The sequence below is a fragment of the Prochlorococcus sp. MIT 0701 genome, from assembly GCF_000760295.1.
In the GTDB taxonomy this organism is placed as follows: domain Bacteria; phylum Cyanobacteriota; class Cyanobacteriia; order PCC-6307; family Cyanobiaceae; genus Prochlorococcus.
Map to the genome: position 1 here is coordinate 1 of NZ_JNBA01000016.1, position 21,541 is coordinate 21,541.

At 52.2% G+C, this 21,541-nt stretch carries 21 protein-coding genes and 1 pseudogene; 6 read left to right on the forward strand and 16 right to left on the reverse strand.

Annotated elements, in window-relative coordinates; translation table 11 throughout:
* A partial coding sequence (locus tag EV12_RS12880) for a hypothetical protein (protein WP_152562981.1) occupies positions 1-442 on the reverse strand: 442 nt, incomplete at its 3' end.
* Between the two features lie 771 nt (positions 443-1,213).
* Here EV12_RS12880 and EV12_RS03935 point away from each other — a divergent pair.
* Positions 1,214-1,903, forward strand: a complete 690-nt coding sequence (locus EV12_RS03935; RefSeq protein ID WP_036912261.1) for a GAP family protein — start codon at positions 1,214-1,216, stop codon at positions 1,901-1,903.
* On the opposite strand, the gene EV12_RS03940 is transcribed toward EV12_RS03935, so the two are convergent.
* Genes EV12_RS03940 through folD form a run of 4 tightly spaced genes read right to left on the reverse strand, consistent with a single transcriptional unit; the run spans position 1,878 to position 5,712 of the window.
* Positions 1,878-3,353 (reverse strand): ATP-dependent DNA helicase, encoded by a 1,476-nt coding sequence (locus EV12_RS03940; protein WP_036912264.1) that lies wholly within the window; start codon positions 3,351-3,353, stop codon positions 1,878-1,880. The two genes, EV12_RS03935 and EV12_RS03940, sit on opposite strands and share 26 nt — an antisense overlap.
* Complete coding sequence (locus EV12_RS03945) at positions 3,350-3,862, reverse strand: divergent PAP2 family protein (protein ID WP_036912267.1); 513 nt, start codon at positions 3,860-3,862, stop codon at positions 3,350-3,352. The genes EV12_RS03940 and EV12_RS03945 overlap by 4 nt, the downstream gene beginning before the upstream one ends.
* Positions 3,859-4,761: a geranylgeranyl diphosphate synthase CrtE gene (crtE, locus tag EV12_RS03950; RefSeq protein WP_193742139.1), complete on the reverse strand. Its 903-nt coding sequence runs from the start codon at positions 4,759-4,761 to the stop codon at positions 3,859-3,861. The genes EV12_RS03945 and crtE overlap by 4 nt, the downstream gene beginning before the upstream one ends.
* Positions 4,762-4,803: 42 nt before the next feature.
* On the reverse strand, positions 4,804-5,712 hold the full coding sequence (gene folD / locus EV12_RS03955) for a bifunctional methylenetetrahydrofolate dehydrogenase/methenyltetrahydrofolate cyclohydrolase FolD (protein WP_036912274.1): 909 nt from the start codon (positions 5,710-5,712) through the stop codon (positions 4,804-4,806).
* A gap of 70 nt (positions 5,713-5,782) precedes the next feature.
* Between folD and EV12_RS03960 the strand changes: the two genes are divergently transcribed.
* Positions 5,783-7,876 (forward strand): HDIG domain-containing metalloprotein, encoded by a 2,094-nt coding sequence (locus EV12_RS03960; protein WP_036912310.1) that lies wholly within the window; start codon positions 5,783-5,785, stop codon positions 7,874-7,876.
* Positions 7,877-7,966: 90 nt separating this feature from the next.
* Here EV12_RS03960 and EV12_RS03965 read toward each other — a convergent pair whose 3' ends face one another.
* The 5 genes from EV12_RS03965 to EV12_RS03980 all read right to left on the reverse strand — a co-directional run bounded on the left by EV12_RS03965 (position 7,967) and on the right by EV12_RS03980 (position 10,025).
* Positions 7,967-8,590, reverse strand: coding sequence for an RluA family pseudouridine synthase (locus EV12_RS03965; protein ID WP_036912277.1), 624 nt, complete (start codon positions 8,588-8,590; stop codon positions 7,967-7,969).
* A gap of 68 nt (positions 8,591-8,658) precedes the next feature.
* Positions 8,659-9,066, reverse strand: coding sequence for a hypothetical protein (locus tag EV12_RS03970; RefSeq protein ID WP_011130485.1), 408 nt, complete (start codon positions 9,064-9,066; stop codon positions 8,659-8,661).
* 68 nt (positions 9,067-9,134) lie between these two features.
* The gene (locus tag EV12_RS14015) at positions 9,135-9,311 is read right to left on the reverse strand and encodes a hypothetical protein (RefSeq protein WP_193742137.1); all 177 of its coding nucleotides are present in this window, start codon (positions 9,309-9,311) and stop codon (positions 9,135-9,137) included.
* Positions 9,312-9,389: 78 nt separating this feature from the next.
* On the reverse strand, positions 9,390-9,530 hold the full coding sequence (locus EV12_RS14020; protein ID WP_193742138.1) for a hypothetical protein: 141 nt from the start codon (positions 9,528-9,530) through the stop codon (positions 9,390-9,392).
* Between the two features lie 33 nt (positions 9,531-9,563).
* Positions 9,564-10,025, reverse strand: a complete 462-nt coding sequence (locus tag EV12_RS03980; RefSeq protein ID WP_241466586.1) for a hypothetical protein — start codon at positions 10,023-10,025, stop codon at positions 9,564-9,566.
* Positions 10,026-10,902: 877 nt separating this feature from the next.
* Between EV12_RS03980 and EV12_RS03985 the strand changes: the two genes are divergently transcribed.
* A complete protein-coding gene (locus tag EV12_RS03985; protein WP_036912284.1) occupies positions 10,903-11,211 on the forward strand; it encodes a hypothetical protein in 309 nt (102 codons plus the stop codon).
* A gap of 240 nt (positions 11,212-11,451) precedes the next feature.
* Here the strand turns inward: EV12_RS03985 and EV12_RS03990 are convergent, their stop codons facing one another.
* On the reverse strand, positions 11,452-11,670 hold the full coding sequence (locus EV12_RS03990) for a hypothetical protein (RefSeq protein ID WP_036912286.1): 219 nt from the start codon (positions 11,668-11,670) through the stop codon (positions 11,452-11,454).
* Between the two features lie 523 nt (positions 11,671-12,193).
* Entirely contained in the window at positions 12,194-12,439 is a 246-nt protein-coding gene (locus tag EV12_RS03995) for a Nif11-like leader peptide family natural product precursor (RefSeq protein WP_036912289.1), read from the reverse strand.
* Between the two features lie 142 nt (positions 12,440-12,581).
* Here EV12_RS03995 and EV12_RS04000 point away from each other — a divergent pair, with 142 nt between their 5' ends.
* Entirely contained in the window at positions 12,582-12,944 is a 363-nt protein-coding gene (locus EV12_RS04000) for a hypothetical protein (RefSeq protein WP_052039568.1), read from the forward strand.
* Positions 12,945-13,004: 60 nt separating this feature from the next.
* Here the strand turns inward: EV12_RS04000 and EV12_RS04005 are convergent, their stop codons facing one another.
* Positions 13,005-13,817, reverse strand: a complete 813-nt coding sequence (locus EV12_RS04005; protein ID WP_193742140.1) for a carbohydrate ABC transporter permease — start codon at positions 13,815-13,817, stop codon at positions 13,005-13,007.
* Between the two features lie 54 nt (positions 13,818-13,871).
* Positions 13,872-15,494 (reverse strand): 2-isopropylmalate synthase, encoded by a 1,623-nt coding sequence (locus tag EV12_RS04010; protein ID WP_036912294.1) that lies wholly within the window; start codon positions 15,492-15,494, stop codon positions 13,872-13,874.
* Positions 15,495-15,641: 147 nt separating this feature from the next.
* Between EV12_RS04010 and EV12_RS04015 the strand changes: the two genes are divergently transcribed.
* Positions 15,642-17,210: a glycoside hydrolase family 57 protein gene (locus tag EV12_RS04015; RefSeq protein WP_036912297.1), complete on the forward strand. Its 1,569-nt coding sequence runs from the start codon at positions 15,642-15,644 to the stop codon at positions 17,208-17,210.
* Here EV12_RS04015 and crtL read toward each other — a convergent pair.
* Together crtL and gyrA are read right to left on the reverse strand one after the other, a co-directional pair.
* On the reverse strand, positions 17,207-18,433 hold the full coding sequence (gene crtL, locus EV12_RS04020; RefSeq protein WP_342626202.1) for a lycopene beta cyclase: 1,227 nt from the start codon (positions 18,431-18,433) through the stop codon (positions 17,207-17,209). The genes EV12_RS04015 and crtL overlap by 4 nt on opposite strands.
* A gap of 2 nt (positions 18,434-18,435) precedes the next feature.
* Positions 18,436-21,063, reverse strand: a complete 2,628-nt coding sequence (gene gyrA / locus EV12_RS04025; protein WP_036912303.1) for a DNA gyrase subunit A — start codon at positions 21,061-21,063, stop codon at positions 18,436-18,438.
* A 158-nt stretch (positions 21,064-21,221) separates the two neighbouring features.
* On the opposite strand from gyrA, the pseudogene EV12_RS04030 reads away from it, so the two are divergent.
* Positions 21,222-21,541 (forward strand): annotated as a pseudogene (locus EV12_RS04030) (CAAD domain-containing protein); the annotation flags it as partial.

A 21,541-nucleotide genomic window follows, 5' to 3' on the forward strand; every position in this document is an offset into this window, starting at 1 on the left:
TCAGTTTCGTTGCATGGTTTAGCTTCTCTGCTTCGGTACTGTCTTTAGGTAAATCCTTGAATGCACCAAGTGCAGCTTTGGGTTTGGACTTTCTATTTGGATTGAGGATCCTCTTAACTTCACTCTCACTGCCTTCTATTTTCCTTTCCTCTATTGCGTTATATACTCTCTCTCGCTGCTTTGGCTCTGCATTAGCCATTGCATTCAAAGTACGAGCGGACATCATCGCGAGCAGCTTGGGACTGACCTCAGAATCTTTCAGCCATTTAGTCCAAGCATTCTCTAGATCTTGACTAGCTTTCTTCGATAAACCTGTAACGCCAGATTCGATAAATGCAGTCCAGCTACCCTTCTTCAGATTGCTCCGTAGGAAATGGAGATGCTCTGCAATAGCGACCTGCGACTGACCGATCGACTCATGCTCTTCTTGAATCTCCAGCACCCTGCCAGCAACCAGCTGTTGGATTACAGGGGTTTCGTTTTGCCTGATTGCTGCTGGTATGACAACTACGGCTAGAGCTTCTTCGTACTCATTGTCTGAACGAATCTCTGATTCCGTGAAAGTCATAAAGAGTTGGCTGGATTATGGGTAAGAGTAACCTCACTGGACGAAGCCCGTCCATAAGAACAGACATACTACATCGCAAGCCTCCGGCTAGCTTGATTGGATTGTATTAAGTATGGAAAAATCGTTATTCTCATATGCCGTACTGGATTATTACTACCAGATGCAAGCTGGAATCACAGTAATTCAGCATGAAATACGATCTACATTCTCCATTACAATGTGTAGGCCCTTGCTATGACAGGAGTTTGAAGCGTTATTGGTATGGAATTGCTATTCTGTTGGTATGGATGCACTGATTTTAGTAGAATTACCTAGCTAGAAATACATCAGCCATCAACCTATCAATCCTATTGAGCAATTATACCTACTGAGTATATCTACCTGCACGCATCTGTTGGCTGTACTTTCCATACCAACACCATACCAACAGTTCAGCTTGATACAGATCACACTCATAATTCAAGCTATAAAAGGGATTACAAGCTTTTTGTATATTTTAGCTACGTTTCGAAAGAGAACAGCGCGTGATCACACGCTGGAATGCCCTCTGCACTGGCAAGTTCTAAATCAAACAAATAAAGGTTCTTGCGCCAAGATTGACCATTGATCATGAGCGAATATTGACAAGCTCACCTGATCGCCTCAATGGCTGACACCACCCTCTGGGCCGAACTATTGGCCTTCGGAACCGGCTTAGCTCTCTCACCGATCCATTTAGGTGTCCTACTTCTCCTACTGCTAGGACCTAAACCAATTCAGCGGGGCAGTTGGTTCGTTACTGGCTGGATCGTAACCACCCTGGTCACCGTCATCCTGCTACTGACTGTGGGCCACAGCTTGGTGTTGGACATGACCCAAGGCTCTCATCATCGAACAGCTCTCGACCTTCTTGGCGGAGGAGCTTTGATCTCGTTGGGATTAAAGGAGCTCTTGCGTTCGTTTGCTGCAGGAGAAGAACAACCCGCCTGGACCCATACGATCGAACGTTTTATCAATTTGCCGCTGCCACTTTTGATCGCCGTTGGTGCGCTAACAGAAGTCATCAGCCCAGATGACCTCTTCCTATTTGCCAAGACTTCAGCCGTGGTACTAGCCGCAAGCCTGCCCAGCTGGCAAGAAATCATTGGCTTGGTGTTTTTCACATTTGGCTCGAGCCTGCTACTACTCATCCCCCTGGTCGCCGTGATCATTGGCAGAGAACGCGTCATTCCCTTGCTGCAATCCGGGAAACAACTTTTATTTGCCAAAGGTGACTTAATTGTTGGTGGGGTGAGTTTTGCTCTGGGTGCCTACCTGGGTTGGCAAGGAATCAGCGGTCTGACGATTGTGATCTGAGTTGCTCCAACCAGCGACCTTGTGCAGCGGCGGCTCCTTTTTTTCCCACAAGCCACACACCTGTACGGGCACGACTAACAGCCACATAAACCAGTTGTCGTCTCAAGGTGAGATCTTGGGGCCAGAAAACATCACCAGCTACATAGACTTCCCCGAAACTGCTCCCCTGGCTGCGATGGACGGTAAGAACCGCCGCAGGACCCAATGATGCGAAGGCATCTCGAAGCAGAAAAAAACGCCGCCACAAAGAGCGACCATCGCTTTTGCCCGCCGCTTTTGCCTCAACCCTCAGCCTTTGCAACGTGGTATCGAGCAAGCGTCTGCCCTCAGAACCAACTGGCGGCTGCAAACGCAACTCCAAATCCAGCTCACCTGCTCGAACTTTGGCCGTCAGGGTGTCAACCACCGGCACAGACCAATCGCTTTGTCCATCCAAACCAAACTCTGCAAGGTCACAGCGTTCCGGAGTGACGTCACGGACAACAACCTCTCGGTTTGATCCGAGCACCATGTCGGGTTCCTCGCCAGTCTCGGCACCACTACGAGAAGCCGGTGCCATGACTGCCTTGCGTGCAATCAATACCTCTCCGGGGAGTACCGGCAACTGATCGGCCATATCACCATGAATTGCCCGTCGTGCATGGGGAACCAATTGCTCCAAGCTGCGATTCGTGTAGCAAAGAATCCTTGCTGCATCAGGGTTGTCCTGAGTAGCCGCGGATTGCAAGGCATCCTGAGCTCGCTTCAGCCAGTTGTTTTGATCCAGGCATCCAACCCGGCCCCGCTCATCCTCAATCAAGGGAAAGCATGGCGGGGACTGACAGGGCAAGCTCCCATCGCGAAGACGACTCGCCAATCGCAACACAGGGCCCTGATGACGCACCACCTGCTGCAATGTTGCTGTACAAGCTCTTTGCATCGAGAACACAGGACTTTGAGCCTCACCGATAGGAGGCAGTTGAGCAGGATCGCCTACAAAAACGAGACGTGTCCGAAAGGGGTGGGCACACTGCAGAGCAAGACCCAGCAAGGTACTGTCGATCATCGAAGATTCATCGATCAGAACCAGGCCTAATTGCTCAAGAGATTGGGCCGTTTGCTCGGTTGACTCACACACCTCAAGATCACCCTGCCGCTTCAATTTCAGGCGAAGCAGCCGATGAATCGTGGAGGGATACCAGGTGGGCCTGAGGCCTTCAAGGTCCAAAGCCTGACGAAGCACACCAACAGCCTTGTGCGTTGGTGCAACAACTGTCCAACACAAGCCAGTGTCTTCAACCTGACGCAACAACCGCATCGAAAGAAACGTCTTGCCACTGCCGGCGAAACCACTCAAAACAAAGGGATTGCCATGATTCGCATCATCCAACCAAGAACTGAACGCTTCGGCAGCCTGCTGCTGATCTGCGGTGAGCTCAACAGTCGCAGGATCTAAAGAAGACTTCGTCACCCCAGTGTCATACCCAATAACTGGCTGAGATGAAGTGGAGAACCAACAAAAACCAATCCCGGCAAAGCCACTGCAGGGCCGATCAAACTGCCCACTAACACTTCAAAACGAGTGTGGCCAAGGCTTTCTTTAAGCTGTTTTTCGGGTGGAGTGGGCCAGGTCTCCAAAGGCAAAAGATTCACCCGTGCTGCGGTAAACCCCGCAGCACGTCTAATCCCACTGGCGTCATACATGACCACAAAAGCCACAGTGGCTGCCAGAGCAAATCCTGAGTGATCAAAACCCATCTCCCATCCCACACCTGCTGCTGTACCAGTGACCAGAGCCGAATGGCTCGAAGGCATGCCACCCGTTTCAAGAAGCACTGCAGGTCGCCAGCGACGATAAAGAATTAACTCCACAATCAGCTTGGAAAGCTGAGCCAAGCCACAAGCGGCAAGCCCCCAAGCCAAGACAGCATTATCTAAAAGTCCAAGCCACGCAGATGGAGAAGAGTCGCTGACAATCATCGATCGCGGCTGGTGATGTAATCGGCTAGTGCCAGCAAAGGTGCAGCAGAAGCTTGCCATGGCTCTAGTGCTGCCTTGGCTTCGCTCACAAGGAGGTCTGCACGCCGGCGGGATTCCTCTAGACCCAACAATTTGGGATACGTGGTCTTATCGGCAAGCAGATCCTTACCAGCAGTTTTGCCAAGAACATCACTGCTCGCCGTCACATCAAGGATGTCATCAATGATCTGAAACGCCAAACCAATCCCTCTGGCATAGATGCGTAGCGCATCAATCAAATCGTCTTCTGCTCCACCAATCAATGCTCCGCAGATCACACAAGCACTCAGCAAGGCCCCGGTCTTATGGAGATGAATGAACTCCAAAGTCTCCAGATCCACCTCTTTGCCCTCACACTCCAGATCTACAACCTGCCCCCCCACTAAACCAGGAGCACCAGCAACCAGCGAAAGCTCGCCAACAACCTTCAACAGCCGCTCAGGCGCCACACCCGGACTGCGCAAGGCCACCATCTCGAAAGAACGTGTAAGCAGCGCATCACCCGCGAGAATGGCAACCGCGTCTCCATACACCTTGTGATTGGTGGGACGACCGCGGCGTAGATCGTCGTTATCCATGGCGGGGAGATCGTCATGAATCAGCGACATCGTGTGAATCATTTCCAAAGCCACTGCCGTCGGCAGAGCCTGTGCCGGTTCACCTCCAGCAAGTTCGCAAGCTGCTAGGCAAAGGATGGGGCGTAAACGCTTACCACCCGCCAAAAGGGAGTAGCGCATAGCCTCCCTGAGTTGCTCAGGACGCTCAGGGCCAAGCGAATCATCCAAAGCCTCTTCAACGCTGGCTTTAGCCGCAGCCAAATAGGCGGGGAAGTCGAAGAAGGTGCTGACCGCCGCCGCCATGAACCTTGTCTCGTTCATGGGATTCTCTCAGGCCAACCAGTCTCAAAGCAGCAAATCTCTCAGGCCGAAGGGCAAACCGCAATGCTGCTGCCATCTAGCCACGGTATTCACCAAGAGCATGGTCACGGTCATCGGACCTACACCACCAGGAACAGGGGTCAATGCACTTGCTAAAGGTTCAACTTCTTGCGCTCGTACATCTCCACACAACCTGGCCTTGACTTGCGGCCCTAGTTCAGGATCTGCGGGAAGGCGATGAATGCCAACATCCACAACAACTGCTCCTGGCTTGACATGGTCTGAGCCAATCATTTGTGGCCGCCCGGCCGCTACCACCAACACATCGGCCTGCTGAGTTAACGAGGCCAGATCATCGGTATGCGAATGGGCCACGCTCACGGTGGCATTTGCAGCCTGAAGCATCAATGCCATTGGTTGGCCTACCAGGATGCTGCGCCCAATCACAACAGCCCTTTTCCGCTCCAAAGAAATCTGATGGCGTGCCAACAAGGCCATCACACCGGCAGGGGTACAACTGCGCGGCCCAGGTTCACCTTTCAACAATCGGCCAAGGTTGAGGGTATGCAGACCATCGGCATCCTTCTCGGGATCAATCGCAGCAAGCAAAGGCCCTTCATCAAGGCCCTTTGGCAAAGGCAATTGCAAAAGAATTCCGTCCACTCGCTCATCGATGTTTAAAGCCTGGATCGTGGCCAAAACCTTTGCCGCTGAAACCGTTTCCGGTAAATGGGTTAGATGGCTGGCCACGCCAATACGCCCACAAGCTTTCTGCTTGTGGGCCACATACACCCCACTGGCGGGGTCGTCCCCGATACGCAACACAGCTAGCCCTGGCGGCCTTCCGGCTTGCACCAAGCCAGCCGCAATTTCAGCTTGGAGACGCTGCTCCAATTCTGCGGCCAGTTGTTTGCCATCAAGCCTAAGGGCCATTCAGCCATCCGATGCTTCCCCAAGCATGCACGCAGAAGAGAGCTAGCGTTTAGGACAAGTGCCAGCTTCTGTGGTCCGTCTTCCAAACTTAAACAGGCTCTGGCAGAGCTGGTTACGCAGCGAGTCGCCTCGGCGTCCGGTGCTCCGCTGGTCGATGCCCCACAAGGCTGCGCTGCTGCTTAGTTGCTTTGCTGTAGCAATCATCTCAAGCTGGCCTTGGCTGGTGCAACCGAATTTGCGCCCAGGAATTCCAGCTCCATTTGAGGCGCGAGCACCCAGGGATGCTCGCGTCGTGGACAGTGAAGCTCACGAACAAAGGCGATCTCACCTCGTACAGAGCACCTTTGTACAAGTGATCGATCAACAAGAAACAACCCGACTCAAAGAACGGCTAGAGCGCAATCTCGCTGAGCTGGAACGTGTTGCACGCAATAGTGATACCGGACGGATAGGGCCTGTAAATCTCACTACCGCGGAACAAATCTGGCTCAAGACACGCTCCCAACAAGAACGAAAACACTGGGACATGGCCATCCGCCGGGCCTCAGAACGCATGCTCAATCAAGGACTAAACAATCTCGCCCTTGAGCAGCTGCATGAAGCATCCTCACTGCAGTTAGCCGATCTAGGTGAGCGGAACGGCCCTGCGAGAAGCCTTAGCAGCAAGCTACTCGCCAACACCTATCAAGGCAGCAGCAATCTGCGCACAGATCCAGCCCGCAGCCAACGCCTCATTGAAGAGCTGATCACCAAACAAGACATTCCAATCATTGAAGTTCGCCGCGGTGATCTGATCACTAGCAAAGGGGAGCCCATCAGCCAGAGGGCCTATGCCGTTTTGAATCACTTTGGCCGTGTGAGTAGAGGTCCAGACTGGGGACCTTGGCTGAGCCATTTCAGCGAAGCCCTTGCAGGTTGTGGCGTGATGCTGCTGATCATGCGACGGGAACGCCCCTGCCTTGAAGCACGTCATGGCCTACTGGCAGTGGGATTGCTATTGATCACTCAGGTCAGCAAACTCTGGTTTGTTCCTGCTGTAAGCCCCCTAGCCCTAATCGTTCCGCCAACACTCCTGCTCGCCCAAGGTCTTGGCACAACCTGTGGCCTGGCTTGGATGGCTGTAGAGAGCCTGCTATGGCCTATGCCAGTCAACGGCCTTGGCGAAGGCCGAATGATCGTTGCCTGTGCAATCGCTGCAGTGGCAGCCCTATATACCGGCCGCCTACGGAGCAGAGCACAGCTGCTGCAAATGGCCTTTTTGTTGCCGTTAGGAGCCCTACTGGCTGAGTGGCTGCTCCTCAGTGCCGGCGGCGGCGGGGCCTGGGGACGATTTGCACCCAATGGCAACGAACTTCTCTCAGAAGCACTGCTAATGGGGATCTTGCTGATGCTAGCGATCCTACTGATCCCAATTTTGGAGACCTCTTTTGGCCTGCTCACCAGAGCCCGCTTGATGGAACTGGCCGATCAGGAGCGTCCCCTTCTGCGCCGCCTCTCCTCAGAAGCTCCAGGGACTTTCGAACACACATTAATGATCTGCGGACTTGCAGAGGAAGGGGCCAGAGCAATCGGTGCCGATGTAGACCTGATCCGAACCGGTGCCTTGTACCACGATGTTGGCAAGCTCCACGCTCCTCAATGGTTTATCGAGAATCAGGTCGAAGGAGAAGAAAACCCTCACGATCAACTGAACAATCCCATCGCCAGCGCAGAGGTCCTTCAAGCCCATGTGGATGAGGGATTAAAACTTGCCCGTCGCTACCGCCTACCGCGCCGAGTGGCGGACTTCATCCCTGAACATCAAGGCACCTTGAAGATGGGGTATTTCCTTCATCGTGCAAGAGAACTGGACCCCTCCGTTGCGGAAAATAACTTCCGCTATCGCGGACCGATCCCTCGTTCCCGCGAGACCGGCATCTTGATGCTTGCAGACGGCTGCGAAGCATGCCTTCGATCCCTTCCACCGAACACCTCTGATCGCGAGGCACACTCCACCGTGAAGAGGATTATTGAGGAGCGGCAACGGGATGGCCAACTGAATAAAAGCAGCCTCAGCCGAGCCGAAGTAGAACTCGTTGTGCGAGCTTTCGTACGCGTCTGGCGACGCATGCGCCATCGCCGTATCCCTTACCCGATACCTGCACAAAAGGCATTCCCCCATTAAAAGCACTTTCTAACTTGCTCGACATTCTTCTATTTCAGCAACAACCAAGAAAGACCTATCTACATTTTTGAAGTAGTACTTTTCTCCTACTTAATTTTCCTGAGCAGGAAGGAATGGAGCCCTACTTCGTAGGCGAAGCCTCAGACCTGTAAAAGGATGACGAAAGCTCAAGGCTGTCGCATGTAGATACATCCTTTCAAAGAAAACTTCTTTGCCATAAATCGGATCACCCAAAATCGGATGTCCAACACTTGCTAAATGTGCGCGCAATTGATGGGATCGACCTGTCAAGGGCCAAAGCCATAACGTTGAGCCTTTTGCGTGGCAGCTTCTAACCCTCCATTGTGATCGACTCTCTTTTCCTTGCGGATGCTTGCCATATAGAGGCGGATTCTTCTGCAGCCGAGCCATCGGGAAGCTGATCGTTCCGGCATTGCGCTTCATCCGGCCAACCACCACTGCCAAATAAAGCTTGCGCACTCGACGTGCTGAAAAAAGCATGCTGCAACGCCGCAAGCTCTCCGCCCCTCGCGCCAACAACAACAACCCTGAAGTGTCTCGATCAAGGCGATGCACCAAGCGCAGCTCAGGGTCAACAAACTGCAGGCGACCAATCAGAGAATCCTGCTGATCAACACCAAGGCCAGGCTGACTCAATAAGCCTGGTGGCTTCTCCACAGCTATTAGCCAGGAATCCTGAAATAAAACCCTCATTAATTAAGCCCACGCGAGCTCAATGAACAGGCAATGAAAACTGATCAGGAAATCATCAACGATTGAGATCAAAGTCGACCTCCTTGACGATGAATCGGACGACACCAATAAAGCAGCGCCAGCAGATTCACAACGAACATCAATAGGGACAAGCCACCAAGAGCCTGAGAGTCAGGCACCACCAATGCCTTATCCAAAACCAGGCGGACAATTCCGTAAGGCAACGACCCTGCTAAGGCCATGGACAAAGCAACAATGGCAACGATGACACCCCATCGCCGCTCTGCCAAAAGGCCAGCAGATGCCACGATGCCAACGATGGCAGCCGGCCAGGCGAGGCTAAAGGCGAGGCTGATATTGGTTGTTTGCAGAGCCTGATTAGTAAATGCAACCACTCCAATAATGGGGAGGGCCGCCACGTTGGCTAGCAAGCCGATCCAGGCCATCAACCAATAACCACGAACCACAGCACTCATCACAAAGACTCTGACTAGTGCCAACGTAAGCAGGCCTACTGGACGCTTCTAAAAGAAATCAGGTTGATTCAGGAATTGGAATGAGCTAGCGGATCGACAAGAATGTCACCTTGAGAAGACTTATCGGCGGTGGTGGCATTGTTTGCGGCCTCATCGTCAGAGACTTCTCCTGCACTCTCAAGCTCAGTCTCCAGAGTGGAAAACAGCAGAGTTATTGCCTCTTGACAGCCTAGGGGAGAGGCCATGACCTACTCAATCCAGCCCAAGCAAAGGCTTTCAATCTCCTGGATCAGCGGGCTTACTTAGCGAAGAGCTTTCGTCACTTAGGCAGAACTTTGCAGGCCAAGATCACCGCCATCAAATGCCAACACCACATAACGGCGCCAGTCTTCGCCCAGGTCAGTGAGCCGACCTTCGCTGTCAATCGTTGGCCCTGTTAGAGGCATGTTCAAATCATCTGCCATGGCCACCTATGGCGGTGGACCACTCTGGATTAGCTAAGGCTCTAAGCGATCGGCACAGGACTGAAGGAAAAGACTTTTCACTTCCTCAAAAGGAAGGGCCTGCACAAGGCGTGCCTCAACCTCCTCACGTTGTTGACTCTGGTGATAGAGGCGCAGCTCCCTCACCACCTCCGAAGAGCGCCGTTGCACAGTTAAAAGTGCTTTTCCTAGCTGATGATCTGCCAACAAAGGACCGTCCTTGCAAGCCTGCATCACATGGACTGACTCATGGGCAAGCACTGTCCAAACCTCTGTCGGATCATCCTCAAGGTTGTTGGCACAAAGCAGCACTGCATTTCTGCCAACATGAAAAGCACCCATCAATCCTGATGGACAGTCAGCTGCCACAAGAGTATTCGTACCAGCCTGCTGCAAAAGGTTTTGATAGCGACCAATCTGCTCCCAGCTACTGGCATTGGCAGCATCAAGCCAAGCCCAGCCAGACACGGAAACCACCAAGCATCCCAACCATCGCAATAACACCACAGCCTATGGGTCAATCCTCTGGTCTTATTGGACACAGCGCGGCCGCGTTGGTTGCTTCAATGCACCGAACTTCTCCGGTTTTCGTTCAAGCTCCTAAGACCAAATGCACAACCAGGAACCCGTAAAGCAATAAGCGAACATTCGCCTTGAGGTTGACCCAATGTGCTGAGCAGAGCCCTCATCAGCCAGAGGAAGGTGCTAGAGGGGCCCCAAATTCAACCAAAACGAGTCAGCCGTTTAAAGCCTGATCAGCAAAACTTGCCGATCAAGCTCACAAGGATCCCAACGATTAGATCATTTCTTAGGCAAATACCTCCAGAAATCTCTTCAAGCAAGAACACTACAAATCTCTGAACACGATCTGCCTAACACTTCTGCCGAAATCAATAAATAAAGCCTTGCCGATACAAGTCAGATGAAATTCAAAGCTCCGCAGGCTAAATCTTGAAGTTCAAATAGCCTATCACTACTTTAGATCCTTCTTTTTCATGCCATCATTGCAGCGCCTTTCGACAAGGCCCACTTAAGAAGAAGCTACAAAGAATTCCTAAAATGCCAAGACAAGTATTCTTGATTATTTAAAAATAAAGACAACTATTATTCGTGGCACACTTAACAAAACTCTGCTTGCAAAAGCATCAGTTCAGGAGAACTTGTAACTGGATCATTGTCAAGCTTTTCATCCATTCTTCTTACCTAAGAAAGAAAATCTATTAAAAGCATCAAAGCGCCTCTTATCACTCGCTCACTTTTACAAGTCAAAGCACCGCCACCCCTAGAGCCCTATAGCACCTATAGTTTTCCAACCAGAAAGGCTGGCCATTTGTTAAAAAGACATTTCAGCACTATGGCCAAGGTGTCACAGAAGAACCAACCACAAAGCCAGGGCGCGCAGCTGCGCAATCAGCTCAGCCTGATTATTAGGGCTTTCACCGCACTTGCAGGAGCTGTTTTGATTCTGCTGCCAATGCAACCAAGCTGGGCTGCATTGGACTATGCCAAGCAAGATGACATCCTTAGCGACACCAACATGCCTGAGGCCACCTTCGATTCGGCAATGTTCGACGACCTTCCTTTCGCACAACGCCGCCAAGCCCTAAGGGAGGAATCTGGGCTCAGGCGTCGTGAAGCCTCTACTACCCCTCTCATCCCTTAAGGATGAGCATTGCATTTCGCCCATCCAAATTTTGCAAAGCTAGTCAATCCAGCCAATGACTAGCCACTGGGCTGATAACCGGACGCAAGATCAGGCAATCACCAGTCAGCCAGATCCACGACATCTTCACCAGTCATAGAATTAAAGCATCTTATTTTTGAACTTGCATTTGTAGATAATCACCAAGGCCCTGGCTTTAAGTTCAGCCACTGAGTATCAAGTTTGCACAAGGGATCTGCCTCAATTTCTGGGATAGCCCACAGTTCGCCAAGATCCATTACGCGTCATCACTTCAACGCCAATAGCCCTTTGACTGATTGAGCAGTTAAGGCCCTGTCCATCACACCAATTCTTTGCAGCGGCAAGAGCTGCTTCCTCTGACTCATATGGAGCATCCAGCACAGGGTGGGGAGTTCCATCAAGAGCAACCAACCTGTAAAGCAGTCGTTGGGGGGCCATGTTTGTTCATTTGCCCAACACCACCCATAATCTCACGATTGTGGGAGAACTTGCAAAATCAGAAAGCGATCTCTCAAGCCGTGTTCTTCCAGGCTAAAAACCCATCTCTCTAGTGCGTCTGCCAGAACTTGATCAAAAAACTGCTTCAGAAACTCTTTCTCAAGTAAAGGAACACACTTCTATGTATCTAGAAGGCCAGCGAAGATCAAGCAACTGCAAGCTGTCAATATTTTGGCATGGAACCTTTGAGCAATTGTTAATACAAGAAATAATTGCAGAGCGGATTTTATGATCTACCACAACAAACTTGTGCGATGTATCTTGTCATTACCATGACATAGCTACTGCTCTTATCACTAAAAGTATGTATTCAATCATTAATGATTCTCAAAGGCATGCTGAATGAATGGCCAGTCAATAGAAAAGTTCAAAATCTAATTTTTAGCGCAACATTAACTGTGGGCCACCAGAACAAAAAAGCCTATGGAGTCGCCTTGCTTAGACGCCATCCTCATCCATATTGTCAGCCTTGGATAAAGTGACGCAAACGGCGAGACTCTTCAGCCATGCGGTGTTGCAATTCCTTAGCAGGAAGAGAACCCTCATCGCGTTGTTGAGCAGCGAAAAGATCAGCTTCCGTCACATCAAGTCCATGGTCCTGCGCTAACTCCAGAAACTGCTCAACCTCGATAGCGTCCTCAAGTTGCTTATCGAGCAATGGATCCTCCTTCCTCAAAGCCAACAGACGGTCCAGGTCCTTAATCGACACGACCCCAATGCGAGAGTCATCGGTCTACATCAGCCAGCACCAAATTGGCAGATAGTACTTTCAAGAATGCCTGAATTTGTGGCTCCATAGATGCAAAGTCAACACAGAACCGCTACACCCATAAAGTCTCCTTAACGACGGCATGAAGAACTGGAACGGCTGGCGGCTGATTGGTGCCGGAGGGATGAGCATGCTGACAGTGCTTTTTATCGTGATTTGGCAAGCGGTTGCCAAGCAGACCAACACCCTTAACCAGGTTATGGAACGGCTGAGCGAACTTGAACAAAAACCACAAACAAGCAGCAGCCGTTTGCTGGGCGAGCAACTACACAGCCTTCAGATCCGGCTCAATAATCAAGGGGAAATGCTTAACGAACTCATCGAACAACAGCGACAAATCACCAAGCCGCAAAAAGAGTACATCCAGAGTCAATCTGACCCGTGGCGAATGCAGCCTGAACCTCCAGCCACACCATCAACCCCAAGGATGTCACCACAACCTTGAACTCATAGAACCCTCAAAGTCTTAGCAAGAACCTGGGCTGGAATCTTGGCGATCAAAAACCTATCCCTTCACCGCATCACCACTGGCACTAGGGAGGATAAAACGCTGCAAAAGAATGAAGAGTGCCAGCACCGGCAAAATCGACACCACCGACCCAGCCGCCACAATTCTCCAGTCAAGGGAGAAGCTGCTGGCGAGCTGCTGGAGGCCGAGTGGAAGGGTGTAAAGGCTGGGATCATCCAAAATCACCAAAGGCCAGAGGAAATCGCTCCAAGTGCCGATAAACACAAACATGGCCAAGGTGATTAGATCAGCACGAGCAGCAGGAATCATCACGTTCCACCATTCACCCAATCGACTACAACCATCGATACGCGCAGCCTCTTCAAGCTCCACGGGCACCGTCAAAAAACTCTGTCGCAAGAGATAGAGACCGAAAGCTGTTGCCGCCTGTGGAATCACTAAGGCCATCAGAGAGTTGCGCAATCCCAACTGCACCATCAAAAGATACAAAGGGATCATCACCACCTGAAAAGGAATGAGGATGGTTGCCACCACAAGGGCCAAGACCAGACCCCTTCCTGCAAAGCGCATCCGAGCGAGTGGATAAGCCGCCAGGGAGCAGAAAAGCAGATTGGCTATCACCGCAAAAGAGCTAACTACTGTGCTGTTGAGCAAATAAATTCCTAGCGGATTGTCGGTGAATAATCGCCAATAAGCCACCAGGCTCGGTTCGGCAGGTAGTAAGGCTGGAGGACTAGTAAAAATCTCTTCAGCGGGCCCTTTCAAGGACGTGCTTACCAGCCAAAGCAATGGAAGGAGAATGACAAGCGCCAACACGATAAGAACCCCTAACTGAAGACCTTTCAGCATTGGCAAAGCCAATCCCTTACGCCTCATCTCCACATAGGGAAAACGCCCCATTGTTCAGATGCCCTGCCGTAGATCAGCTAGCGCACCATCACGTTGGGGATGAAGAGACTGGCGACCGCAACCTGCCACAAGTCGATTAAGCGCATTCACAAATGCTTGAGCTGCAGCAACCACTACATCCGTGTCAGCGGAATGACCCGAAAAAAGCTGCCCATCCCGACGTAGCCGAATCGTGACTTCACCCATCGCATCAATCCCTTCCGTTACCGACTTAACCGAGAACTCGATCAGCTCATTAGGTTCACCAGCTATGGCATTCAATGCACGGCATACAGCATCCACTGGACCAGTGCCCACTGCAGCCGCAGTCTGCTCCTGTCCATCCTCTTGCGCAAGAATGACCGTAGCCGTAGGCCTAAGACTGCTACCGCAACTGACTTGCACCAGTCGTAACTGAAAACGAGCTTCAGGCTGCTGGACCTGTTCGCTGACAATGGCCTCAAGGTCTCGATCGGTTATATCGCGCTTGCGATCGGCCAAATCCTTAAATCGTGCAAAGGCCTCGTCAAGATCTTCCCGAGTCAAGTCGTACCCGAGCTCCTCAAGGCGAGCTCGGACGGCACTGCGACCACTGAGCTTGCCCAGCGAGATCCGATTATCAGTCAGCCCAACCGTACGGGCATCAACAATTTCATAGGTAAGGCGATTTTTAAGCACACCATCTTGATGAATGCCTGACTCATGGGCGAAAGCATTGCTGCCGACGATCGCCTTATTGGGCTGCACCACCATGCCGGTGAGATTTGAGACCAATCGAGACGTCTTGGTGATTTCCTCCGTGCGAACGGCCGTTAGAGGTGTAGGGCTATCAGATTCACGTCCAAAGAAGGGATTGAAATAACGCCTCCTCACATACAAAGCCATCACCAGCTCCTCAAGCGCAGCATTCCCTGCCCGCTCTCCAATGCCGTTGATCGTGCATTCAAGCTGCCGGGCTCCACTCTTCACAGCTTCCAAAAAATTGGCTACAGCCAGTCCGAGGTCGTTGTGACCATGAACAGAAATGATGGCCTCATTCATGTTTGGAACATGGCAATCGATACCAGCAATCAGCGCCCCGAACTCCGAGGGAGTTGTAAACCCAACTGTGTCGGGGATATTGATGGTGCCCGCCCCCGCAGCAATCGCAGCCTCGATGACCTCATAAAGAAACTCAGGGTCGCTTCGAGCGGCGTCCTCACAAGAGAACTCAACATCATCAACGAGTGAGCGGGCGTAGGCGACCATCTCTGGAACGATCGCCAGAACCTCCGCCCGAGATTTACGCAACTTGTGCTCTAAGTGAATATCACTCGTGGCAATGAATGTGTGAATTCGTCGTCGAGGTGCTGGGGCAACTGCATCAGCACAAGCCTTGATGTCAGCACGCGAAGCCCTAGCCAAACCACAAATAATTGGGCCTTCATTCCCACCAACCTGCTGGGCAATACGTTGCACGGCAGCAAAATCGCCCTGGCTGGCAAAAGGAAAGCCAGCTTCAATCACATCCACACCCAAACGAGCGAGTTGCTGGGCAATAGCCAGCTTTTCCTCAAGATTGAGACTTGCCCCAGGGGACTGCTCCCCATCCCTGAGGGTGGTGTCAAAAATCAAAACGCGGCCTGGATCCTTGGCCATGGCAGCACCCTTAAGGGAGTTAGTCGAAATGACTATGAGTTAAACGAGTCTAAGGGGGGACTGCCTACTGCGAAGCGACAACTCAGCAGGCCAAGGTCGGCTTTCTCAACAAAGTCGTTCTAAATTCAACTCCACTGAAATCAGAACGTGGCCAAAGGTGCTCTGGCCCTGGTTCTCCATGCCCATCTCCCATATGTGCGATCGGCAGAGCCCGGTTCATTGGAAGAAGACTGGTTTTTTCAAGCCCTGATTGAGTGCTATTTACCTCTTCTCCAGGTTCTAGAGGAAGCTTCCGCAGCACCCAACCAACACCCCAAGCTCACGATCAGCCTTTCTCCGACCCTGCTCTCCCTGCTCAGTGACAACGATCTAAAACACCGATTCCCCGCCTGGCTCGCTGTTCGTCTGGACCTCCTAGCCCAAACGTCCTCAGACCTACAACCCGCAGCGGACCACCTCGCTGAGAGCATCCAACGACATCTGCATCAGTGGTTGGCATGCGAAGGCGATCTCATTGGTCGCTTTGCCCAACTTCAAAGGTCAAAGGTTGTCGACCTGCTCACCTGCGGAGCCACCCATGGCTACATGCCATTACTGAGGGAGCACCCTGAGGCAGTGCGTGGTCAGTTGCGCACTGCCGTACGCGAGCACCACCGCCTACTAGGAGAGCAGCCCCTGGGAATCTGGCTGCCTGAATGTGCCTACTACGAAGGGCTGGACCGTTGGATACTCGATGCTGGACTGCGCTACACCGTGCTCGACGGGCATGGCCTACTTCATGCCACTCCTCGTCCGCGTTATGGCGTGTATGCCCCAATCTGTAGCCGAAATGGCGTGGCCTTCTTCGGCAGAGATAGTGATTCCACGCTTCCTGTCTGGTCAGCCCAGCAAGGCTATCCAGGCGACCCTTTTTACCGTGAATTTCATAGGGATCTTGGTTGGGACCTACCAATCGAACAACTCCAAGACATCGGGCTAAAGGAACCCAGACCCTTAGGGCTAAAACTGCATCGAGTGACAGACCAAACGTCACCCCTTGACGCCAAAGCAGTTTATGAACCCGACATAGCTTGCGCACTTACCAAAGAACACGCTCAGCTCTACCTAAAAGGTCGCCGTATCCAACTCGATCAATTAGCTAACACCATGGGCATTGAGCCATTGTTAGTGGCTCCCTTCGACGCGGAGCTCTTTGGACACTGGTGGTTTGAGGGGCCAACTTTCCTTGCCGAAATCTTCCGCCAGGCCAGCAAGGAGCAGGTGAATTTCACCAGGCTTCGAGATGTCCTCACATCAAACCCCCAACTCCAACTTTGTGAACCATGTCCCTCAAGCTGGGGGCAAGGTGGCTACCACGACTACTGGCTAAATGACAGCAATGCATGGGTGGTTCCTGAGTGGAGCCGAGCCGGAAAAGCAATGGTGGAGAGATGCACCCTAGGAGTGGCCCGAGAATCCGACCTACGGCTGCTGCAACAGGCTGCTCGAGAACTTCTCCTGGCCCAGTCCTCCGACTGGAGTTTCATTCTGCGAGCAGGCACCACCACGGAGCTTGCCAAGGAACGCATCCATCGCCACCTCAACCGTTTCTGGCAATTAATGCAGGCCATCAATGACAAGCAACATCTGCCCGAAGACTGGCTGATCACACTCGAATCGGAAGATGGCCTCTTCCCATTAATTCAAGCGACGGACTGGGCTCACATTGGTGACTAGGTGGAAGAGGCCCCAAAAAGCATCCCTAACCGAATCTCCCAGGAGGAAAGCAAGAACAACCGCAGCATCACCATCAGGAGACGAGGTAGTGGCAGCGTGTTGGCCAGGAAACCTGTCCAATCCTCACGTGGCAACTGAAAGAAAGTGGCAAAGAAGCTGCGCAAGCGAGCTTCGTTAAAGCTCATCAGTCGCCGCAAACCAAACTGATAAAGGCGATGACGCTGCACAAGCTCCGGAGACCAAAGCACCTGCCACCCTTTCCGAGCAAGAGCGGAAGAGTCCAAAGCAGGCTCCACAGCCATAGCCATTGCCAAATGCTTTGCCAATGCCGGAGCTCGACGTAAAAGAGCTCCAACCATGTAGCCCGAAGCAGGATGGACCATACTTGCTGCACCCCCAAACGCGAGCAGGGGCTGACGACGATCAGGCAAAGGCAAGTTCATCGGGAACAGGCAATATTCCTCATGGATCACTTCTTTAATCTCCACCCCGCGGTGAGACAAGCGTGCATGCAACCTTTCCCTTAATTCACTCCATGACAATGGAGGCGCGCAAGCAAGCGAAGTCTCCTCCACAAAAAAGATTCCCTCACCAAAATCCATGGCATAGAGAAAGCTGGGGGGTTTCTCTCGTTGTTCATCACTGAGATGGTCGGGACGAAAATCCATTAATACGAACTGACCAGACTCCACTGGTGATGAACTGAAGCGTCCCACCACGCCATAGGCCGCCTGCTCCGCTACTGCACCATGATCAGGGCGACGGATAAATCGACTGCGATGACCACTGGCATCAATGACAACCCGTGCTCGATAAGCGTTGCCAGAGTGGCAGAGGACTTCCGTATCTCCCCCCAACACCTTAATGCTCACAGCGGTTTCAACATTCCAACTCAATTCACCACAACGGCTAAGCAATGAATCTTGTAAAGCGGCTGGATCGAAAAGGCCGTAGTCGAAATGATGTTGAATTGGAGCAAGACCCTCCTCGTTATCACCATCACCGAAATAGCTAACCGTGTTGGTCCAACGCTGGCCCAGTAAAGAAGCCATCCCAAGAGACTCAAGCTCCTCAGCCCAGATTCCATAAGTATTGGGCCATGGCTGCTCAGGTGTATGCGAGGCAAGGGCAGTCACTGCCAGGCCTTGCTCGACTAACTCAGCAACGATACAGAGGGCCGCCGGACCGGCTCCCATCACTAAAACATCCGTACGGCTGGTCAATGTCAGCTGGAAGGAGCGTCGTCAACCCCAGCGACTTCACTGGGATCAGATCGATCATCTGGCTGGTCCTGATCCTCAGAATCAGGCGGCACAAGCACCACCTCAGAGAGGCGATCACCTGCATCCAAGCGCTGAAGCCGAACACCAGTAGCAGCCCTTGACTGCTGAGGGATTTTATCGGCACTGGTACGCACAATCACCCCACGCTCGCTTACCAACAAAAGCTCTTCTCCGTAGCCAAGCACCCTTAAACCCACCAGCTCGTCTCCTTCCCGCCTGAACTTGATGGCACGCAAACCCATGCCTGCACGTTTCTGCAAACGGAACTGATTGACCGGCACCCGCTTACCCAGTCCACTAGCTGAAGCAACAAGCACCCAGGGTCCATCACTAACGACAACGGTCTCGACGCTTTCATCCGGATCGTCCTCAAGACTCTTTGCGACCTGATCGGCAAGCTCGACAGGCAATACATCCATGCTCACCAAAGAATCGCCGCCTCGTAAATTCATGGCACGCACGCCACGAGCAGTTCGTCCTAAGGGGCGCAACTCCTCATCACAGAGTCGGAAATGAATAGTCATTCCAGCCCTAGAAGCAATCAAAACACTGTCACCAGGAACTGCCAACCTCACCCAAGTAAGAGCATCACCCTCCTCCAGACCAATGGCAATCAAACCATTGGAACGAATCTTGCTGAAAGCTGATAGAGAGGTGCGCTTGATAAAGCCACCCTTCGTCAACATCAACAAGTGGGTGTCATCATCGAAGGATATAACTGACAGAAGGGAGGTAATTGCCTCTTCACGGGGAATGGGCAAGAGCTGTACGACAGGTGTTCCCTTCGCTGTGCGACTGCACTGAGGCACACGATAAGCAGGAAGGGCATAGGAGACACCGCGGTCACTGAACAACAGCAACGTGTCATGGTCATTGCAACTGATAAACAGCTTCACCGCCTCTTCACCTTGACTGCGAGTGCCTGCCTTGCCTCGTGTCCCACGACTAGTAGCTTCAAACTCACTTACCGGCATGCGCTTGAGATAACCGGTCTCAGTGAGCAACACCACAGATCGCTCGTTGGCAATCAAGTCGATGTCTTCGAGCCCCCCTCCTAAATCGAGGATCTCGGTGCGCCGAGCCAAGCAATGCTTCTCGCGCAGCTTGGCCAATTCGTCCTCAATCAGACCGAAAACACGCTCACGTCGGGCAAGGATGTCCTTGTAGTTGGCGATCTTGGTAACAAGATCCTCGTGTTCCAAACGAATCTTGTCAGCCTCTAAAGCGGTTAAACGCCGCAACTGCATCTGCAGGATGGCATCCGCCTGAATCTCCGTGAGACCATGATGCTGCTGCAACTGTTGACGAGCTGTAGCCGTATCAGAGGCAGCACGAATCAAAGCGATGATTGGATCAAGCTGATCGAGAGCAAGCAAAAGACCCAACAGGATGTGGTCGCGTTCCTCAGCTTTACGAAGGAAATAGCGTGTCCGACGTTCAACAGTATCAACGCGAAACTCGAGGAATACCTGCAGCATCTTGCGCAAGGTAAGCAGCACCGGCTCGCCATTGACTAGCGCCAACATATGGGCACTAAAGTTGCTCTGAAGAGGAGTGAGTTTGAAAAGATTATTGAGCACTACCTGGGGGTAGGCATCACGTCGCAGCTCCACGACAATACGCATGCCATCGCGATCGCTTTCGTCGCGAATATCAGAAATACCCTCCAGCTTCTTATCATTAACCATCTCTGCAATCCGCTCAATCAGCGCTGCTTTATTGGTCTGATAGGGCAATTCAGTAATGATCACTGCATCCCGGTCTGGTCGACCGGGATGTTCAATCGTCTCAATATTTGCCACGCCGCGCATCGTTACCGAACCACGACCGGTGAGATAGGTTTCACGAATACCACTACGACCAAGAATCTGACCACCAGTTGGAAAGTCCGGCCCAGGGATAAGCGTCATCAACTCAGCATCACTTAACTCGGGATTACTGATCAGAGCCTGCAGTCCATCAATTAATTCACTGAGATTGTGCGGTGGAATATTGGTAGCCATTCCAACGGCGATCCCTGAGGAGCCATTCAGCAGCAACTGAGGAATACGTGCTGGCAATACCATTGGCTCCTGTTGGGAGCCATCAAAGTTGTCCGCGTAGTCAACTGTCTCTGCTTCGATATCCTCAAGCAGACTGTCCGTCGTAAGAGACTGAAGACGCGATTCGGTGTATCGCATGGCCGCAGGTGGATCGTTATCGACCGAACCAAAATTGCCGTGACCATCAATCAACGGCATTTGCATGGAAAAATCCTGAGCCATGCGAACCAGCGCGTCGTAGACGGCTGTATCCCCATGGGGATGGTATTTACCCAGAACCTCACCAACAACTCGGGCACACTTTCGATAAGGCCGATCGCTGGTCAGACCCAACTCATACATCGCATAAAGGATGCGCCTATGCACAGGCTTGAGACCATCGCGAGCGTCGGGCAACGCACGCCCAACGATCACACTCATCGCGTACTCCAGATAGGAGCGCGACATTTCAATGCGCAGGTCCGTCTGGATAATCCGATCGTCGGACTCGCCGGGACCGCCGTCACTGGGTCCCAATGGATCCGCCATAAAAGAGCTGGTTGCCAATAATCAGGTTATCTCGGAAGCTGATGAACTGAGCCACCAGCATCAACAAAAACCAGCGCGTGCACTGTTAGGGCTTAATACAGCTCAAGGGTCAGTATTAAATAGGCCTCTTAAACTATTTATAGTGTGATATTTGGACCATGAGCTCGGCTGAGGAATCCAAAGCAGAAGGAACCTCCGAAGCAACGGAAGGCACCGAGTCCTCATCTGAACGCGCTGAGTCCTCAGCTGCTGCAAATGAACTGAAAGCTAGTGCAGCTCAAGTGGCCTCCACACAAGCCACACCTGCTGTCCCTAAGACACCAGCTCAACAACAACCTGCTCCAGCTCAAGACAGCCCGGCTATCTCCAAACCAAGCACCATCCCTTCAAGCCCAACACCAACACCCAAATCCTCAGATGCTTCAGATGACCTGAAAGCCAGTGCAGCTCAAGTGGCCTCCACACAAGCCACACCTGC

Excerpts from the sequence above, each read along its gene's own strand:
- crtE (WP_193742139.1), bottom strand. The coding sequence starts at position 4,761 with ATGGCGGCGGCGGTCAGCACCTTCTTCGACTTCCCCGCCTATTTGGCT.
- EV12_RS14015 (WP_193742137.1), bottom strand. The coding sequence starts at position 9,311 with ATGGCCTCTCCCCTAGGCTGTCAAGAGGCAATAACTCTGCTGTTTTCC.
- EV12_RS14020 (WP_193742138.1), bottom strand. The coding sequence starts at position 9,530 with ATGGCAGATGATTTGAACATGCCTCTAACAGGGCCAACGATTGACAGC.
- folD (WP_036912274.1), bottom strand. The coding sequence starts at position 5,712 with ATGGCCCTTAGGCTTGATGGCAAACAACTGGCCGCAGAATTGGAGCAG.
- gyrA (WP_036912303.1), bottom strand. The coding sequence starts at position 21,063 with ATGGCGGATCCATTGGGACCCAGTGACGGCGGTCCCGGCGAGTCCGAC.
- EV12_RS04005 (WP_193742140.1), bottom strand. The coding sequence starts at position 13,817 with ATGCTGAAAGGTCTTCAGTTAGGGGTTCTTATCGTGTTGGCGCTTGTC.
- EV12_RS03965 (WP_036912277.1), bottom strand. The coding sequence starts at position 8,590 with ATGAGGGTTTTATTTCAGGATTCCTGGCTAATAGCTGTGGAGAAGCCA.
- EV12_RS03970 (WP_011130485.1), bottom strand. The coding sequence starts at position 9,066 with ATGAGTGCTGTGGTTCGTGGTTATTGGTTGATGGCCTGGATCGGCTTG.
- EV12_RS03985 (WP_036912284.1), top strand. The coding sequence starts at position 10,903 with ATGGCCAAGGTGTCACAGAAGAACCAACCACAAAGCCAGGGCGCGCAG.
- EV12_RS04010 (WP_036912294.1), bottom strand. The coding sequence starts at position 15,494 with ATGGCCAAGGATCCAGGCCGCGTTTTGATTTTTGACACCACCCTCAGG.
- EV12_RS03945 (WP_036912267.1), bottom strand. The coding sequence starts at position 3,862 with ATGATTGTCAGCGACTCTTCTCCATCTGCGTGGCTTGGACTTTTAGAT.
- EV12_RS03935 (WP_036912261.1), top strand. The coding sequence starts at position 1,214 with ATGGCTGACACCACCCTCTGGGCCGAACTATTGGCCTTCGGAACCGGC.
- EV12_RS03990 (WP_036912286.1), bottom strand. The coding sequence starts at position 11,670 with ATGGCCCCCCAACGACTGCTTTACAGGTTGGTTGCTCTTGATGGAACT.
- EV12_RS04000 (WP_052039568.1), top strand. The coding sequence starts at position 12,582 with ATGAAGAACTGGAACGGCTGGCGGCTGATTGGTGCCGGAGGGATGAGC.